Below are 16,697 nucleotides of genomic sequence, written 5' to 3'. Positions count from 1 at the left end.
ACAGGATCACCACCGGGTGATCCCTGTTCAAGTACTTGCGACTTTTAAAAATCACTCTGCCTGTATTAAGACATCAACTGTTGTTTTTAACTGAAGGTTACAAGAAGAGGTTACACTTAACTGCCCCGCTAATCTCAGTCTCAAAGGCCCAGGATCACTGCCTACTGGTATTTGTATATCGGTTTCCAACTCATAAGCACTGCCTTGAGGGGAGCCGCTGTCATGCACAATTTCTGACGAACCAGGTGAATTATCAAAAATTCCGTCATCGTTGGCATCTAGCCACATCCGCCAGTCTATTGAATTATCATTACCGTTTTCTCCTTCCACCTTAATAGAGATGTTATTGGCATCTTCAATAGGAATTATTAACTGCGTATAGTCATACCGTTCAGGATCATCACCGGAATTAATCACATGCTGATTATTTATGGTTACACGACTCATAACACGATCTGCATTACTGATCCCAACAGGAGGACAATAACCACTGAATACATCTATCGGTCGGGTAAAAGTGTCTGTTTGTCCTTGATTATCCGTAATCGTTAGCGTCGGGTTATATATTCCACCTTGTGCATATTCATACACCGGATGCTGTTCATTGGATGTCGAGCCATCGTCAAAATCCCAATGCCATTGAGTAATCTCACGAGTAGTCACAGAGCTGTCAGCATTAAAACTGATGGTTTCTTTTTTAGGCGTGAACCTAAAGTGTGCCATCGAGCCTTCATCGTACAATTTAATCTTAACGGCTCTAAAAGCTTCGATTACATCCGCTTGAGGTTCATCAAGCTGAGTCGCAGCGTCCAGAACACATTGCGCCCCATCAGGTAGGCTCATATTAGGTTGCCAGCATGTCTGAGCCGCTTCCAGAAATAATGGATAACTGCGCTCAATGCCCCACTGATTGGTGAGCAGGTAAAAGGGATAACTTAACATTCCAATTCTTAGATATTGATTCACACCTGCTTGTTCATAATCGAAATAACTTGGTATAGCACCTTCATGGGTAATGATTTTACTGCCGTCTCTTAAAAGTGGGGTGTCGACTTCTTTCCCGTGCAGCCAATCCAGCTGGCCGGTATAAAAATGTTTAACCGCTACGCCCGTCATGTCTGAAAAGGCTTCGTGCATTGTAAGTGCATCCTTTGTGAAATCTGCGGTATCCGGACTTAACTGAGAATTATGAAACAGAAACCCGTGCCCCAATTCATGAGCCACTATGTCTAAACTGGCATTGCCATAAGAAAACAACTTATTATCGCCAAAGTTAGCGTAACTTCCATTCCAAAAAGCTCCTACACCTCCGAATTCATCACCGTAATGAACTCTTAAACGCCACTTATCATCCACCGGTGGACGCCCCAGATATTTAAAGAATGCATCGAAAGTAACTTTGCCATAAAAGAAAGCGTCATTCAGTGCGGAATACGTAGAAACAATATCTTCACCTGTATCCTGATCTTGTTTGTAAACTGTATACTGGTTATTGACGAGGCTCTCACTGCAATCAAAATTAAACGCAGGGTAAAGTACGTCATCTTTTGTATGTTCTGAACGGTTGTCGAATTCATTCTTCATATCAACAACCATGACCAAACCGTTATCAAAGTAACAGTAATCGGTTCCCGCGATGTTTTCTCTGTAAGCCGATAAATGATCGCGATCTACACCGTATTCCCAGTTAGTAATTAAGTTACCACCTTTACCACTTACATTAACGTTACCAGTAAAATCATGGAAACGAATCATGGTACTCATCAAGTCAGCGCCTTGCGTATTGTTTGCGACCAGCTTGAGTTGGCTATCGGCGTCTGGCATGGTCAGAGGCTCTGTTAAGTCCATTAGCAGAAACTTATCTGAGGCATTCTCTACAAGTAAGGTTTTAAGAACACCACCTTGAATCACTTCACTATCTGGATCGGCCCAAAAAATTTCATAAGAGTGAATGTCAGAAGCCTCTTTTGGGGCTTTAATTTCAAGAGTGCCTGCAACTTTTAACTTATCACCGTGTGTATCTCGTAAAGCGCCACTCAAACCGTCATCATTCACTGGCCAAATAACAATATTCGAATCCAGCGGGTAACGATCACTGGTGTCTGCTATATCATCATTATCATCGTCCGTATCAGCATTATTGCCAATACCATCCTGATCCGAATCTTGAGTTTCGTTCGGGTCTTCTGGAAATGCATCCTGATTGTCTGGAACGCCATCGTTATCCGTGTCTAAAACCGCTCCTGTTAAGGGCTGCGTATGATGACCCAATAACATTCCATTTTTACTTTTCAACCTGACAACGACATCCACATCCGCGCCTGCCGCCAAGTGATATTGATGTAACCAGGTTTTTCGGTCCTCCGAGAAGTCCATATTAACTTCTTCACCCTCATCCAACTGAATGGTGACTTTGGCGGAACCGGGAGGAAGCGTTAATACCGTTTGAATGGCTCCCGTTTCTTCATCGGAGACAGGCTGAATATAGGCCACCTGAGTAAACTCAGGAAGTACCAACCCTTTCGTATCTGGAAGGTTAGTGTTTCCGTCCTCTCTGAGTTGCATCACTGTCTCATAAAAATGGCTAAGCGCATCATCAGGATCAACCACCACACCCGTGCCTTCGGTCAACTCGGCGACGGCGTTGATCACCTCATTGGCAAAAGCAGGCGAATTGAAATCCAAAGTGGTATTTTGAGCATTGTTTCTGACAGATTCAGTAATTTTAATGCCGTTGTCCGGGTTACCGTCGTCGTCAAGGCTCTGTAACAACTGCATTAGATTAATGGCCTTGGCTTCACCGGGGGCATCGCTGCTTGTTAGCTCCACAGGCGTTAATATTCCACCTGCAACTGGCTCAACACCCGCATTCAGTTGAATACCACCGATACTGAACGTAATCCGTTCTCCTGCACGATATTGAAATTGACCTTCGGTATTAGTAAAGCCAGACAAAGAGCCCGTTTGGTAAGCAACCCCCTCAATGGCTGAATCAATCAGCTGACCGGTCTGAACTGCAGCCGGTTGATCACCTCCATCAGATGAACCACCTCCGCCTCCACCACCACAAGCACTAAGGGAAGCAGAAACGGCCACAACAGTGAGCAGTTGATTAACGCCCGGTTTAAATTTAAGCACAAATCCCTCCTTGGATTATCAAAACAAGCTGCTTTGATAACGGATAATTATATCAATATAACCAGTTGAAATATGATTGATTTCTTTGACCTAAATGTCAATTTTTAAACAAACAAAGACCACTTTTACGTTTCTATGTCTTCATCAAAAACAGACGGACTCAATCTCTGTAAACCTATTGCCATAACAGTTCCCGCCAAACCTTCAGCCATTCTGTACCTATCGCTTTAAAAACAATGCGGTTAACATGGTTAATTGACTGTATAGATGGAAACGATCATGAGCTCTGAAATATTGCCTCCCAAAGAAATTGCCTTAAGCAACTTATTACCCAGTGAGCCTTTGCTGTTAATGGGGGCCGGTCCGGTTCCGATTCCTCACGCAGTTGCCCAAGCCAATGGGGTGGTGATTAATCACTTGGGGGATACCATGGATCAGGTGATTCAGCGGGTGAAGCTGATGTCACAGTACGCCTTTCAAACCCGGAGCGACAAAATCATCGGCGTTGCTGGCCCTTCTTCTGCCGCTATGGAAATGGCCATCACCAACGTATTGTGGCCAGGCAAGCGAGTGCTTGTTATCGACATGGGCACATTCAGTAATCGGTTTGGTGAAATGGCCGAAGGCATAGGCGCGGAAGTCGATTACTTGTCTGCCAAATCCAGACCCGATCATGAAAGCGCCACTAAGCCACCCCACGCCATTACTCTGGAAGGCGTTCAACGAGCATTGGCTGAAAAGCAATACGACGTCGTAACAATGGCACAAGGCGAAACCTCTTGCGGGATGTTCAACAGCATTTTGCCGGAGATCGCGGCAACCGCCAAAGAGCACGGAGCACTGGTGATCGTTGATGCCGTCTGCACCTTAAGCACAATGCCACTCAAAATGGATGCCTGGAATCTTGATATTGTGGTGACAGGTGGCCAGAAAGGTTTATCCTCCATTCCGGGTGTTTCGGTTTTGGCTTTTTCAGAAACCGCCTGGAACATCATCGAAACCCGAGAAAACAAATGCCCGCACTGGTGTCTCGATGCGACTCGCGCTCAAAAGTTCTGGGGCCACCAGCAATACCATTACACCGCCCCCGTACCGGGCATTCTTGCTTTGCACGAAGCCTTACGCTTGATTTGTACCGAGACACTGGAAAACCGATTCGAACGACATGAACTAAGCTCCAAAGCATTGCAAGCCGGTATCGAAGCCATGGGCTTGAGTTTGTTTGTGAAAGAAGAACACCGGCTTAACTCCGTAGTGGCCATTAATCTGCCGGAAGGAGCCGATTCCGCAGCCATCCGAAATTACATGGTCGAGAGGTTCAATGTCGAAATCTCTGGCGCATTCGGCCTGAACATCATTCGTATTGGCCAGATGGGCGAACAATGCCGTTCTCACAATTTATTTAAAGTGCTTTATGCACTGGGAATGTCGTTTAAGAAAAACGGTTTCGAAGTGGATATAGCCCAAGGCATGGCCGCCCTTGAAACCAACTTAGTTCGCGACCTCGACCACTTCGTAGATTAAATACAGTTCAGTTATCTCAATTCAGTTGCCTCAATTCAATTGAATCAATCACTGCATCGATAAAAACGGGGGCTTCATTAGAAGCCCCCGTTCACTTGCTTATAACTTAAATCATTCAACTTTTGTTTTTCTTCTGACCAAGAATAAGACGCCAAGAATCAAGATCAACACAGGCCCAAATGCACCGCCACCTGAACCTCCACTCGAACCGGGATAAGAACGAGTCGTTTGAAAAGCAGGTTTGGCTGTATCCACGCGGTTACTTCTCACACCACTTGCGGCACGTTGTTGCTGAGCCTGATGCTCTTGAGCCACTCGTTTCGCGTTATTACGCTCAATATTATGTTGTGCAAAAACTTCCTCACGAACAATCACCATTGAGGTATAAGGTGTTACCAAACCATATTCCTTGGCCAAATCGACAATGGCTTGTTTGCTGTCTGCGTCTTCACCCAAGTAATCAATCTTATTCTGAAGGTCTTCAATGGTTGCAAAGGCCCACAAGCGCTCCACTTCCGGATTCAACGTACTGGTCTCGGGAAAATCAAATGTGGTTTGATAGCTTTTCTTTTGTCCCGATACCTTACCACTGATCGTAACCTCCGCTTCGCCATCCCCCCAGTAGTGACCAAACACGATCAACTGCTGACCACGATACAGAGAACCGATACGATCCGGCGTCATGTCTTTCACCTTCACGCCATCTACCTTTACATCAATATCGTGGAAGGCTTCGTGCGTCAGCTTATCCGTCGCTAATAACAACTTACCGACGATGTCGTCGCTGTTTGAAACACTCATGGCAAAGCCATTGGAAACCTTGGTCATGCCATCGAGCAAAGGTCGGTTCGCACTGTTGCCCATCACAAAAGTAAACAAACGAACATCGTATCTTTCCAATAATTTTAAGAATTGCTTCTTCTCGGTAATCCCCACATTAGCGACACCGTCCGTCACCAGAATAATGGCACTGGCACGATCTGAATCTAACCCCCGGATACCATTCTCAAGCCCTGCGTATAAATTCGTACCACCCGTAGGTTGGGTATTTTCCAGTTGTTGGGTGTATTTCAGTACATGCTCTGGCGTGGCATTGATGTAGCCAGGCGTCAACTCACGAGAAGCATTATTAAACAAGATCACCCGAAAACGATCATTCGGATTTAACTTAGCCAAGCCTTTTTTAACGCCCTCAATCAGGCTTTGATATTTGCCCTGCATGGAGCCGGATAGATCCAACACAAACACCCAGTCTCTGCCTTGATTGATTGCCGATAAATCATCACCCGGCGTCACTGTCATCATAAAAGTACCCCGGCCATTTTTGGATTCTTTATGAGTGATCATGTCAATCGTGCCCGGTAACCCTTGTTGATGACGCCAATACACCACGATGTCTTGATTCAAGTTCTGTACTGCCTGAGTCTTTTGAGCGGATTGGGTCGCCGTTGCTGCGCCCTCTTCTGCCACATTGGACTGTCCATTTGCCAAAGCAATAGACCACTCCTGAACCGTTGTGGTTTGACCTTGCTTAGGAGTAACCACTGCTTGCGGATGCTTCGGTAATCGCACACCATCCACCGGATAAGACGAACGAAGATCAACATTAAAACTGAAAGCCTCGGTCACAGCGTCGTTATAACTCCAAAACGCCAATTTCTCTTCATCCACTCCGCCTTCTTCCAGCGGATAAACATAACTGCCAATGCCAAGATCCACATGAACGGGTTGGATATAAACCAAACGTATCTTTACATCCTGTTTCGGTCGAACCGGATAGACCGAGCTTTCAAACGCTTTGTAGTCATCTTGTTCAGTCAGCGCGGTTTCACGACCTTGCGCCTTTTCCTGCTCGTAGACTTCACGGGCTTTCTTTTTCTCCAACACTTCACCCGTGACGGGCTTGCCATCAATCCAATAGGTGAACTCACCCACCGAAGCTTTTTCGGGTACCGGGAACGAATAAACAGCCTCTAAATGGGTGTCGTGCGAGTTATAAAACACCTGATCCACACGGGTGATCGCATAACCATCTTCGATCACCACATTCACGTGATGCTCTTTGATGCTCAATGCATTTAAATTTGAAGATTTTGGGGTCATCAGCCCGGCGGCCGATACAGTTTGAACGGTAACGAAAGATGCTACTAGATAAACACTTACAGAACTTAGCATCCGAATTAAGGTTTTCATGCCTGTCTCCTTTCTCTTCCTAAGAGGTTTGAGAGAATTAATTGAACAGACGTGACATTAGACCTAAGCAGTATTATTAGTAACAAATCATGAAGAAGTGGAGAGCAAAAGAACCAGAAGTATTATTTTTTGATACCCTAAAATATAGAGCAACTCAATTGTCAGTTGTCTGCTCATCAGTTGATCAGTTGCAGTTCATCCTCACTCAAATCCCTACTCTCTCCCGGCACTAAACCTTCATCCAACGCCAAGCCACCAATGGATACTCGGTGCAATCCAATGACAGGGTTTCTGAATCGGCCAAACATACGCTTGATCTGGTGATAACGACCCTCTACCAAACTGACTTCAGCAACATGATCTGAGATGATCTTCAGTCCGGCAGGTCGAGTCGTGATGTCTTCAAAGGGGAAGTACATGCCTTCGGCAAAGGTAGCTATGTAATCTTCAGAAATGGGGTTTTCCAAGGTTACCCGATACAACTTAGGGACTTTATGTTCCGGCGACATCAATGTACGAGACCAGCGGCCATCGTTGGTGAGCAGCAATAAACCCGATGAATTTAAGTCCAACCGGCCTACGATGTGCAAGTCGTGTTTATCTGCACGATCCAAAAGGTCAATCACGGTTTTGTGCTGGTCGTCTTTGGTGGCACTGACAACTCCTACAGGCTTGTTCATCATCACATAGCAGGGGAGTTTGTTTTGCAATACTTGGTCATCACAAGTCACATGAGTAAAATCATCAATCACCAACTGAATATCATTAGCGATCTCACCGTTCACCAGCACGCGTTGTTGGGCCAACAGCAGACGAACGTCTTTCTTGTTAATACCCAACTGAACGCTTAAATAGCGGTCTAAACGAATGCGTTTGGATTCCATGATTTGCCTATTGAGATTGAATGATTAAAGCCGGTGTTGCCACTTACCATCATGCTCCAGCTTACATGCCTCTTCAGAATCAAAACTCACTAAATTCTCCGGTTTAATGCCTAAATTCAGCGCGGTTAATTCTTCCTGAATCAGTTCTATCAAATAATGGTCCCGACCAGCCTCCAACGCGTGTTGCAGTGACGCCTTGGTATCAAACACGCAAACCACACGTAAGCTCTTGGGGAACTGATCGTAGTTCACCAAGTGCGTCAACCATTGAAAGCCTTCGACCTCCACCAGAGCAATTTCACAGACAACCGTCAGTGCTTTACGTATTTGATTATCGATTTTTTTGTCGGTCTTTCGCATAGTTAATAATTCTAATTAGGGCTTTAAGAACGCTTCACTTTCAGCGATTTTACATCTCTTAGGCGCTGATTAATGAAGTAAAACACCATTAAATACAAAGTCGCAAAACCAAAAGAAACGAGCGTTCCCAAGCCAATGCCCAAAGCAGGATAAGCAAACGAAACTGAAATCACATAAGTGATTAATGCACCGATTCCTAATGGATAATTCTTAATAACGGTATGGGCCTGAGCAGCCCCATAAGTCAGGTGCATAATCACCAAAAACGGAAATAAAGTGATTGGAAACGCCGCCAAAATACCCGCCAAACTGGAACCCGCCCACTCAGCCACGCCGGTAATCAGCAATACCATCCCCGCTGCAGCCAGAGAACGAACCAGCAACACCCAGCGGGTAAACCGAACTTTGGCCGTCACTAAGGTGTTTTGAATGGGCCGGAATAACAAGGTAAATACCACAATGGCCACCGCACACAAAACAAACCCCGAGATTAGCCCCAATGGCAATTTGCTTAGCCCAAACCCGATGGAAAGAAACACAGAAACGGAAGCAAGAACCGATATAAATACACTGACTGGCAGCGATAAATGAGCGGTTACCCGCGACGCATGATAATAACCAAAAACTAAAGTCAGTGATGCCGTCAAACCGGATAACGTAAACACAGAGGCATGAGTGGCGAAATCGACACCGTTTTCAATGCCGATAAAAAACAATGAAATCGCCGTGCCTAACGGATAGCCGGACAAAATCCCCGCCACCTTTGGGCTAACTCGCTCAGCAATAGCCGAAAGTCCGACCACCACCAGAATGGAAACCAAAATTTTTGAGATAAATAACACTTCAACCATGAGTTACTCGAATGCACGTCATTAAATTCGCCATAGGCGTCTTCAAAAAAGCGCGCATGTTACTTGGTTTCAAAAGAAGGTTCATCTGGTATCGGATAAATCAGATGAATCTAAAAGACCATTATTAACAGGTGCAGGGCCATCACTAACCCTGTTATCAGGCCCAGGTCATAAGCAATGTTCCGCCAGGGCTGTAACGCCAACATAAAACATACGGTATGAAACACACGACTGACAGTGAATACAGAAAAGTAAATTAACCCCCATGCCGTATTGCCGCCCATCAAAACAAAGCCCAAACCTAAGATTAAAAACATGGGAATGTTTTCCAGGTCGTTTCGCCAGCAACCGGCAGCGCGAACGGCCATGGGATGATCTTCCGAATAATTTTCAACCGATTTACCGATCAAGGCACCAAAGGCTTTGGCATCTTCAGGGTTCACAAAGCGTTGGTACTTCATGCGGTAGAAACCTTGAATTACGGAATTGGCACTCATTTTTAAAAATAATACTACTGCACTGATCACCCAGTATTTCAAAAGAGAATCGTTTAAAAAGAGTTCATTCAGTATTGGATTCATTTGTCTTTCCTTGACGGTATTCGATATAAAAAGCGACAAACTACCTTACGATAATTTATCGCTCTTTCCGACTTATATTCAGTCATCATCTATTAATGATTCATGCATCAACAAGTCAGGGCTGGGCCGTGTGGACTTTTACGGAAAACCAACTGAAAAGTGTTATACCAACAAAATCTGCAATTAAATCACCACCATCAAAGGTACGGTTCGGAAAATACATCTGGGTCAATTCTTCCAAGAAAGCAAACAAAAAGACCAAAACAGCGCCCATCGGCAAGATAACATTTCGAAATGGCTTAACTTTTAATGGAGGCATTGATTTCATGTTGAACGCCATATTCATCAAGAATGCCAACAGCCCGTACAACACCGCATGGCCCACTTTATCACCGTAGGGAATCGCATGAACTATGACTAAGAAAATATTCTCTTTTCCCGAATCTGCCAGGTAGATTACCCAGCAGATAAAGCCAAAGAAAGCCGTTGCGAACAACTTCCACTTCATTAATCTTGCGCCTCTGATGTTGGCTTTGAATTAGCAGTAACAGGATCAACAAGCACTGAAGGATTCACTCGCCCGCCCACATCGTACCAATCAATGTTTCGGGTACTGATCATCACAATGGTCAAGGTAACAAACGTTAAGAACGCGCCCATCAACAACGCAAAGTCTTCAGCACTGATGATCACATACAATACCCCGTACAAAAGTAACAACAGCCCACTGAACATTAACGCTTGAGTGAAGCCTCGCAACACGTAGCGCAGATAAAACAACAACAAACCTGCGCAACACAAGGTGGCAATTAAATACGAAAGCGCGAAATCCAAGTGCTCCGACAAAGACACCAACAGCAAATAAAACACCGCAATGGCAAAGCCTACCAGAGTATATTGAATGGCATGAATGGGCAGTTTACGGATGACCTCAAAAATAAAGAAAGCAATGAAACTCAAACCAATGAATAAAATACCGTATTTCACCGAGCGCTCGGACTGAAGGTAAACATCCACAGTTTCTATGTGTTTGACCCCAAAGCCACTGGAGAATAAGTCATTACAGTTGCCGTCCTGACAAGCTTCCACTTTGTCGGCAATGTTGCTGGCAAAGGAAGTGATTTTCCATTCAGCCTGATAACCGGAGTCACTGATGGTGCGGTTTGCAGGTAAAAACAAGCCGGTAAACTCTGGATGAGGCCAGTCTGAATCCATTGATACTATCGCCTCTTGACCAACAGGCACAAAAGAGATTTCTTCCATGCCACGAAGCTCCAGCTCAAATTGAAACGGGATGTTTGTCTGAATTTTCTTATCTGCAGACGGTAATGGAAATTCAGGTAAATAAGCATGAATACCGTTGTTATTGGCGTTCAGTTTACTGCCTGGTTCAAACGCCAGTTCTTGCCCCATCCAATCCAGTTTAGGAATGCTATTGATGCCTCTAGGGTCTGATACTGTGGCCGTCAGGTAAGGCTTAAAGTAATTAATTTTCTCGCCCTCGGTTTCAATTTCTTTTAACAGTTTATTCAGAACATCACGATCCACTTCCCCCTGAACATTCAGCCTTGAGGTATAAACAGGCACTTTGTAGATGCCTTTGAACCGTACGTCATTAACGATATTGGCATCCATTCGAACCTGTTCTGGCAACAGATATTTTTTCCGGTTCGTGCGCGTCACCTTAGTCGTTTTTTCGGTTTTTTCTTTGTTCCAGACTTCTTTAGTTTTTTCGATTTGGTAAGGTATGACAATCAATGGCCCCATCACATGTTGGCTGCCCGTCCAGCTGCGTGCGACGCTGTTTTTCGCTTCATATAAGTAATTCGAACGTTCGAAGATCTTATCCGAAATCATCGCCAACGGAATAAGTAAGATAAGGGCAATCAACCCGATTACCGCAACTTTAATGGCCAGTACTTTTTGCATAATTCAGCTCCAAGGTGTTTATTTAGATGTGCATTTCACATCAGAATAAACACCTTATATGGGCTGAATATGTGGGTTGTGTGAGGACTTTCTGAATATAAAAGCTTTAGGGGATTCGGAAAGTTGCTACCGCGCCACCTTTCGAGTCGTTGACAAGTTGAACATCGCCCTGATGAAGCTCGGCAATTTGCTTCACAAAACATAACCCTAAACCGGAGCTTTTCTTTTGGGTTCCTGGCCGGGCCAACGAATAAAACCGATCAAAAATTTTATCCGTTGCGTATTCAGGAATCCCAGGCCCTTGATCGGTAATGGTGATGGAAACCACATCGCCCTTTTGACTCACAGCCACATGAACTGTGCCTGATTCCGGGCTGAATTCGATGGCATTTTGTAAAAGATTATCCAAGGCTTGAGCCAACAAAAACCGATCCCCCGAAACAACGATATCCTCAGGAAGCTTAGAGCAAAGCGCCAGCGCCTTACCTTTCATTAATATCTGTTTACTCTCTAATAACGATTGCATTAATGGGCCAAGCGCTATCGTTTCTATATTCTCCAACTCGGTTTTATTTTCCACGGACGCCAATTCCAACAGACGATTAATGACTTCATCTATCCGTTCTGCTTCCTGCTGAATGTTACTCATAAACCGGGTGAGATCAGCTGCGGGCATGTTCGGCTGAACAATCTCTGCGGCGCCACGAATCACGGACACCGGACTCTTTAGCTCATGGGTCAAAGCATGAACGTATTTTTCCACGTAATCTTTACCTTCGAGCTGACGACGCATGTTGTCAATGGATTGCGCCAGTTTGGCCAACTCGCTCTCCCGCACATTAGGAACCGTTGCCCGTTGTCCGCTGGCCACTTGATCCGAGTATCGTGCCAGTTTACGGATCGATCGAGTAAGCCAGAAAGATAAGGCACCACCCAGCAACAGAGAAAGAACCAACAACCAAAGTCCACGTTGTTTCATTTTATCTTTGGCCAAATCAATGAATGGCTGAACCGAGTGATTGGGTTTCGCGACCGTAAGCACCCCAACAATTTCATTGCCGTTTTTAATCGGTGCTGCCACATGCATCACGGTACTCAACTCATCCGTCGGGTCAAGTTTGGTGCTTCGCGCGCCATATTGGCCTCGTAACGTTAAGTACACATCATTCCAGCGAGAATAGTCCTGGCCCACAGCAACTTGATCGGAGTCGTATTGAACAATGCCTTTGACGTCAGTAATGTAAATTCGAATGGCACTGGTGGGTTTATCCACAGAGAAAATCTTAGCGCGATAAGAGCGCTCCAAAAACCGATCAATGCTTTGAGAAAAGTTCTGTTGTTGAATTTGTCCCGACAAAAGCTCGTCTGCTACTAACTCCGCCAAGACGTTAGACATGTCCACCAGTGTATCCTCTGTGGACTGGCGAACGCCGGGACGCAGCTCCGACATAAACACGTTCAATAACAAATACGATGCCATACCGACAATCAGGAAATAGGCAAAAAAGATCCTCAGGTTCAGGCTCATGATGAAACCTTCAAACTGTAGCCTACGCCACGATGAGTCACCACGGAGTTATCGTCCGGATTCACAGCTTTCAGTTTGGCTCTCAGTGTTTTAATGTGGGTGTCCACCGCCCGGTCAAAACTTTCTTCCGGCGCAGACCACACCGCATCCATTAATTGCTCTCGGGAAAAAACACGCTCAGGTTGCTTCAATAACACACTCAGAATGCCGAACTCATACCCGGTCAAATCCAACAATTGATTGCAATAACGTATTTGTCGCTTGGGTTCATCCATCACAAACGCAGATTTCGCGGGCGCTACTGAAACCAAATCGTCACGCTGGCGACGAAGAATCACTTTAACACGGGCAACCAACTCTCTCGGGCTAAACGGCTTAACCACATAATCATCACCACCGATTTCCAGCCCCACAACCCGATCAATTTCATCACCTCGGGCCGTCAAAAAGACAATGGGTACGTCCGAGTTTTTGCGTATTTCCTTGCACACCTCAAAGCCACTGATGTCCGGCAATCCCACATCCAAAATAACCAAGTCAATGACGTCATCCGCACAGGCGTTGACCCCATCGGCACCAAGCCCCTTCCACGTCACTTGAAAGCCTTCCGCCTTCAACGAGTAGGTGATGTTATCTGCAATCCCGGCTTCATCTTCAATTAACAATATGTGCTTTGCCTTCAACGTCTTAAATCTCCAACTTCCATGAGTATTGACTGTCCATAATATCACCTGCCCCCTGATAACTGATTTTCAGCTCGTTTTGTTTAAAACTCAGCACTTCAAATCTATTTTGATCATCCTGATAGGTGTTGATGTTATCGGTATGATTCTGTTCTTCCAAACCATACCCCATGACGTAAATGCTGGTCAGGTTATCGGTATTTACTTCATCGTTCTTAAACCGAAACTCCATCACCACAAAGGGAAACCATTGCCAAATTTGTTGATTCGGAGACGCTTTATCACTGAATACGAAAAAAGGCACATCGCCTTTAGTTAGCCGATCAATTTCCTCTTGAGAAAGTGACTCAGGACTTAAAAATACTTTCAGCTTTTTATGTTCATTATCCCAAACGGTCAGCTTATCCTTAAAAGGCAGAGTGACTGAGTTCTTCGTCATGAAACCATAAGTGGCAGTTTGATTCACAAAAGCCTGCCCAGCACGGTTCAAAGGTTGAGAAGCAAGTTTTCCTCCGTGAATAACCTCACCACCGGTTACCGTTTCGTCCGAGATGGGCGGCGCCTTCTTCTCATAACTGTTCTCAGATTCTGAACAACCAAACAATATGACCAGAGAAAGTGCGCAAAAAAACCGATAAAAGCGTGGCATTTAGTACTCCTGTTCTTTACTAGCTCGCAGCTCAAAGATAGTATCACTCCGCCTGAACGCCAAACATACAGGCAGCAAGAACTCCATTACAACCTCAAAATAATGAAAGCGCTGTCATCAGACTCTCAAACAGGAAGCTCAACATGAATCTCAACATAAAGAAAACCATTACCATCAGTGCCATCCTTGCTTCACTTTCCACACCTTTATACGCTGTTGACTTTGAAGAACTTGCGAATTCAGTAGACACAGTGAAAGCGAAAGACTCGGTAGACGGTGAAAAACTGGTTGAAGCGGTATCTTTAGACGGTGTGGATCTTCAAAAAGCCAACGAGTCCGTGGACAAAGAAAAAGCAATTGACGCTGTGGATTTAGAAAAAGCACAGAAGGCCCTAACAGGCTTCTGATATTATTAGCCCTGAGATTCATCCAGGGCTTAAATTTCGAAACAGAAGGTTACGATGGAACGTATTCAAGGATTGCATTTCGATGCAAAAAAGGCCAAAAAACGAGCAACCCACCTAGAGGTCGATAGCGAAGGGAATGCCAGACTCGAATTACAGCCAGCCGGTAAAACGGTGTTGTTTCAGAAGCTGGAAATTTCGGATCGAATTGGCAACTCCACGCGATTTTTGACCTTTCCTAATGGCGATTTGTTTGAAACCGACAACAACGACCAAGTCGATCAGTTAATTACTGAATTCGGCCAGGCTGGCCCGCCCGGCTTCTTGCAGCAATTGCCCCTGCTCCGCATCGGTTTGCTCATACTCGTTCTTTTACTGAGCTGGTTACTGATTCGTTTTGCCATTCCATCTGCATCCTACAAAGTGGCGATGATGGTGCCGACCGAAGTTTTGATTGAACATGGTCAACAAGCGTTCAAACAATTTGATGAAGATCACTTTGAGCCCAGTGAGTTATCCGAAGAAAGACAACAAGAATTAACAGACAAGTTTCAAAGCATTTTGCCTGAAGACAGCGACAAGTTTGCTTATAAACTTCACTTCAGAGCCTCTGAGCACATTGGGGCCAATGCTTTTGCGCTGCCTTCCGGGGATGTGGTGATTACCGATGAATTGGTTGAACTGGCTGAAAGTGATGATGAAATCACTTCCATTATGCTTCACGAAATTGCCCACGTAGAGCTTCGTCACAGCTTTCAGTCGGTCGTAAGAACATCGACCATGATTCTCGGCGTCGTCGTGCTGACCGGTGATTTGACCAGCCTCAATGCGCTGGTCTTTGCCATTCCTGCTTTGCTCTTAAATACCGGCTATTCACGTAACATGGAAGCCGAAGCCGATGACTATTCATTAGAGCAGATGAAAGCCATGGGCATTGATCCTCAGAACTTTGCCACCATCATGACCAAACTCGCTGAAGATAAGCCTGAAGCCAGTGGCTCGGGATATTGGTCCAGCCATCCGCCGACCGAAAACAGAATCGCTAAATTCGAGCAGGCCAGCCAGGAAATGAAACAACAGAGGAACCCGGAAGGATAGTGCCCGGCGCACAGAGAAAAAATACAAATAAAAACGTCGCCAAAAGGCGACGTTTCACAGAACTATGTTTTGAGACAAATGTATCGAGACAAATGTATCGAGACAAATGTTTCGGGGCAGATGCTTCGAAACCTTTGCTAAAGGCTCATTGATTTTCTCGTTCCGAGAGAACCGTTTTTAAAACTTTTTGCCCCGCTTTATTGTTGAAATCTGCAACCAATACTTGGGATCGAAAAAGTTCATACAGCTCAAAAGCAAAAATACCGATCAGCAACGCAACGCCTATTTCAATTTGGCCAAACCAAATCAAGGCAACACCACCCCAAAACACTAAAATATTCATCAGCCCCAAACCCCACTTTCCTAAATAAAAGTGGTGCAAACCGGCAATGAAAATGTAGTTCAGAGTTGCGTAGGTGTCAGGGTCTTTAATGGATTTCTCCGACAGTCGAAAATACGTTGCCCGATCTTCGTCGGACAACTCTCGTACCTGACGCCTTAACTGCTCTTCTTGCTCTTCGACAATGTCTTTTTTCAGCATAATAAGAGCTTCGCTTAATCGGTTATCGACCTAACGTGATGATCACAGCTTCACGCTTCCAGAACAAAAGAAGACGCTTTTGCTCTACAATTTGAAAAACAACCTGCCAACCTTCAGCAACTTCTTTGTTCAGCATGGTTTCCATTTTCTTAACCGGGATGCTTGAAGCACCTAAAAAGATTGCACCCAGACCGCCTTCCATGACGTTAATTACTTTGTATTCCTTATACATAATAACCTCTTGCTATTATCATCCATTTTGAAGAGCAGCCAAGATACCAAAGCTGGATAAGCGGAACCAGTTATTTTGTGTAAACATAATCATTTAGTTAAT

Annotated in this window: 16 protein-coding genes; 3 read left to right on the top strand and 13 right to left on the bottom strand. The window is 45.0% G+C overall.

The features are described 5' to 3' along the window. Positions 1–51 precede the first annotated feature (51 nt). Complete coding sequence (locus ABD744_RS13375; protein WP_344799014.1) at positions 52–3,138, bottom strand: PKD domain-containing protein; 3,087 nt, start codon at positions 3,136–3,138, stop codon at positions 52–54. A 279-nt stretch (positions 3,139–3,417) separates the two neighbouring features. On the opposite strand from ABD744_RS13375, the gene ABD744_RS13370 reads away from it, so the two are divergent. Further along, the gene (locus ABD744_RS13370) at positions 3,418–4,662 is read left to right on the top strand and encodes a pyridoxal-phosphate-dependent aminotransferase family protein (RefSeq protein ID WP_344799013.1); all 1,245 of its coding nucleotides are present in this window, start codon (positions 3,418–3,420) and stop codon (positions 4,660–4,662) included. A 111-nt stretch (positions 4,663–4,773) separates the two neighbouring features. Here the strand turns inward: ABD744_RS13370 and ABD744_RS13365 are convergent, their stop codons facing one another. The 10 genes from ABD744_RS13365 to ABD744_RS13320 all read right to left on the bottom strand — a co-directional run bounded on the left by ABD744_RS13365 (position 4,774) and on the right by ABD744_RS13320 (position 14,320). Next, the gene (locus ABD744_RS13365; protein ID WP_344799012.1) at positions 4,774–6,855 is read right to left on the bottom strand and encodes a VIT and vWA domain-containing protein; all 2,082 of its coding nucleotides are present in this window, start codon (positions 6,853–6,855) and stop codon (positions 4,774–4,776) included. 176 nt (positions 6,856–7,031) lie between these two features. After that, positions 7,032–7,739 carry a pseudouridine synthase gene (locus tag ABD744_RS13360; RefSeq protein ID WP_344799011.1) on the bottom strand — a complete coding sequence of 236 codons (708 nt, stop codon included), beginning with the start codon at positions 7,737–7,739 and terminating at the stop codon, positions 7,032–7,034. 24 nt (positions 7,740–7,763) lie between these two features. Next, entirely contained in the window at positions 7,764–8,099 is a 336-nt protein-coding gene (locus ABD744_RS13355) for a Fis family transcriptional regulator (RefSeq protein WP_344799010.1), read from the bottom strand. 23 nt (positions 8,100–8,122) lie between these two features. Continuing rightward, the gene (locus ABD744_RS13350) at positions 8,123–8,950 is read right to left on the bottom strand and encodes a hypothetical protein (RefSeq protein WP_344799008.1); all 828 of its coding nucleotides are present in this window, start codon (positions 8,948–8,950) and stop codon (positions 8,123–8,125) included. A 110-nt stretch (positions 8,951–9,060) separates the two neighbouring features. Then, positions 9,061–9,531 carry an MAPEG family protein gene (locus ABD744_RS13345; protein WP_344799005.1) on the bottom strand — a complete coding sequence of 157 codons (471 nt, stop codon included), beginning with the start codon at positions 9,529–9,531 and terminating at the stop codon, positions 9,061–9,063. Positions 9,532–9,646: 115 nt separating this feature from the next. Then, the gene (locus ABD744_RS13340) at positions 9,647–10,039 is read right to left on the bottom strand and encodes a VanZ family protein (protein ID WP_344799004.1); all 393 of its coding nucleotides are present in this window, start codon (positions 10,037–10,039) and stop codon (positions 9,647–9,649) included. Beyond that, entirely contained in the window at positions 10,039–11,460 is a 1,422-nt protein-coding gene (gene creD, locus ABD744_RS13335; RefSeq protein WP_344799003.1) for a cell envelope integrity protein CreD, read from the bottom strand. The genes ABD744_RS13340 and creD overlap by 1 nt, the downstream gene beginning before the upstream one ends. Positions 11,461–11,566: 106 nt before the next feature. Further along, positions 11,567–12,988 (bottom strand): two-component system sensor histidine kinase CreC, encoded by a 1,422-nt coding sequence (gene creC, locus ABD744_RS13330; RefSeq protein ID WP_344799002.1) that lies wholly within the window; start codon positions 12,986–12,988, stop codon positions 11,567–11,569. After that, a complete protein-coding gene (gene creB / locus ABD744_RS13325; protein ID WP_344799001.1) occupies positions 12,985–13,671 on the bottom strand; it encodes a two-component system response regulator CreB in 687 nt (228 codons plus the stop codon). The genes creC and creB overlap by 4 nt, the downstream gene beginning before the upstream one ends. 4 nt (positions 13,672–13,675) lie before the next feature. Beyond that, positions 13,676–14,320, bottom strand: a complete 645-nt coding sequence (locus ABD744_RS13320) for a hypothetical protein (RefSeq protein ID WP_344799000.1) — start codon at positions 14,318–14,320, stop codon at positions 13,676–13,678. A gap of 143 nt (positions 14,321–14,463) precedes the next feature. Here ABD744_RS13320 and ABD744_RS13315 point away from each other — a divergent pair, with 143 nt between their 5' ends. Then, entirely contained in the window at positions 14,464–14,727 is a 264-nt protein-coding gene (locus tag ABD744_RS13315; protein WP_344798999.1) for a hypothetical protein, read from the top strand. A 54-nt stretch (positions 14,728–14,781) separates the two neighbouring features. Continuing rightward, positions 14,782–15,822 (top strand): M48 family metallopeptidase, encoded by a 1,041-nt coding sequence (locus ABD744_RS13310; protein ID WP_344798998.1) that lies wholly within the window; start codon positions 14,782–14,784, stop codon positions 15,820–15,822. 145 nt (positions 15,823–15,967) lie between these two features. Here the strand turns inward: ABD744_RS13310 and ABD744_RS13305 are convergent, their stop codons facing one another. After that, the gene (locus ABD744_RS13305; protein WP_344798997.1) at positions 15,968–16,363 is read right to left on the bottom strand and encodes a TM2 domain-containing protein; all 396 of its coding nucleotides are present in this window, start codon (positions 16,361–16,363) and stop codon (positions 15,968–15,970) included. Positions 16,364–16,385: 22 nt separating this feature from the next. Next, complete coding sequence (locus tag ABD744_RS13300) at positions 16,386–16,595, bottom strand: DUF4177 domain-containing protein (RefSeq protein WP_344798996.1); 210 nt, start codon at positions 16,593–16,595, stop codon at positions 16,386–16,388. Positions 16,596–16,697: the final 102 nt, after the last annotated feature.

Source organism: Litoribacillus peritrichatus (genome assembly GCF_039537985.1).
Lineage (GTDB): Bacteria > Pseudomonadota > Gammaproteobacteria > Pseudomonadales > Litoribrevibacteraceae > Litoribacillus > Litoribacillus peritrichatus.
This window is presented reverse-complemented; position numbering and strand designations above follow the sequence as displayed.

Coding starts and splice junctions, on each gene's coding strand:
- ABD744_RS13350 (WP_344799008.1), bottom strand. CDS start 8,950: ATGGTTGAAGTGTTATTTATCTCAAAAATTTTGGTTTCCATTCTGGTG.
- ABD744_RS13360 (WP_344799011.1), bottom strand. CDS start 7,739: ATGGAATCCAAACGCATTCGTTTAGACCGCTATTTAAGCGTTCAGTTG.
- ABD744_RS13310 (WP_344798998.1), top strand. CDS start 14,782: ATGGAACGTATTCAAGGATTGCATTTCGATGCAAAAAAGGCCAAAAAA.
- creD (WP_344799003.1), bottom strand. CDS start 11,460: ATGCAAAAAGTACTGGCCATTAAAGTTGCGGTAATCGGGTTGATTGCC.
- ABD744_RS13315 (WP_344798999.1), top strand. CDS start 14,464: ATGAATCTCAACATAAAGAAAACCATTACCATCAGTGCCATCCTTGCT.
- creC (WP_344799002.1), bottom strand. CDS start 12,988: ATGAGCCTGAACCTGAGGATCTTTTTTGCCTATTTCCTGATTGTCGGT.
- ABD744_RS13340 (WP_344799004.1), bottom strand. CDS start 10,039: ATGAAGTGGAAGTTGTTCGCAACGGCTTTCTTTGGCTTTATCTGCTGG.
- ABD744_RS13300 (WP_344798996.1), bottom strand. CDS start 16,595: ATGTATAAGGAATACAAAGTAATTAACGTCATGGAAGGCGGTCTGGGT.
- ABD744_RS13365 (WP_344799012.1), bottom strand. CDS start 6,855: ATGAAAACCTTAATTCGGATGCTAAGTTCTGTAAGTGTTTATCTAGTA.
- ABD744_RS13370 (WP_344799013.1), top strand. CDS start 3,418: ATGAGCTCTGAAATATTGCCTCCCAAAGAAATTGCCTTAAGCAACTTA.
- ABD744_RS13355 (WP_344799010.1), bottom strand. CDS start 8,099: ATGCGAAAGACCGACAAAAAAATCGATAATCAAATACGTAAAGCACTG.
- ABD744_RS13305 (WP_344798997.1), bottom strand. CDS start 16,363: ATGCTGAAAAAAGACATTGTCGAAGAGCAAGAAGAGCAGTTAAGGCGT.
- ABD744_RS13320 (WP_344799000.1), bottom strand. CDS start 14,320: ATGCCACGCTTTTATCGGTTTTTTTGCGCACTTTCTCTGGTCATATTG.
- ABD744_RS13345 (WP_344799005.1), bottom strand. CDS start 9,531: ATGAATCCAATACTGAATGAACTCTTTTTAAACGATTCTCTTTTGAAA.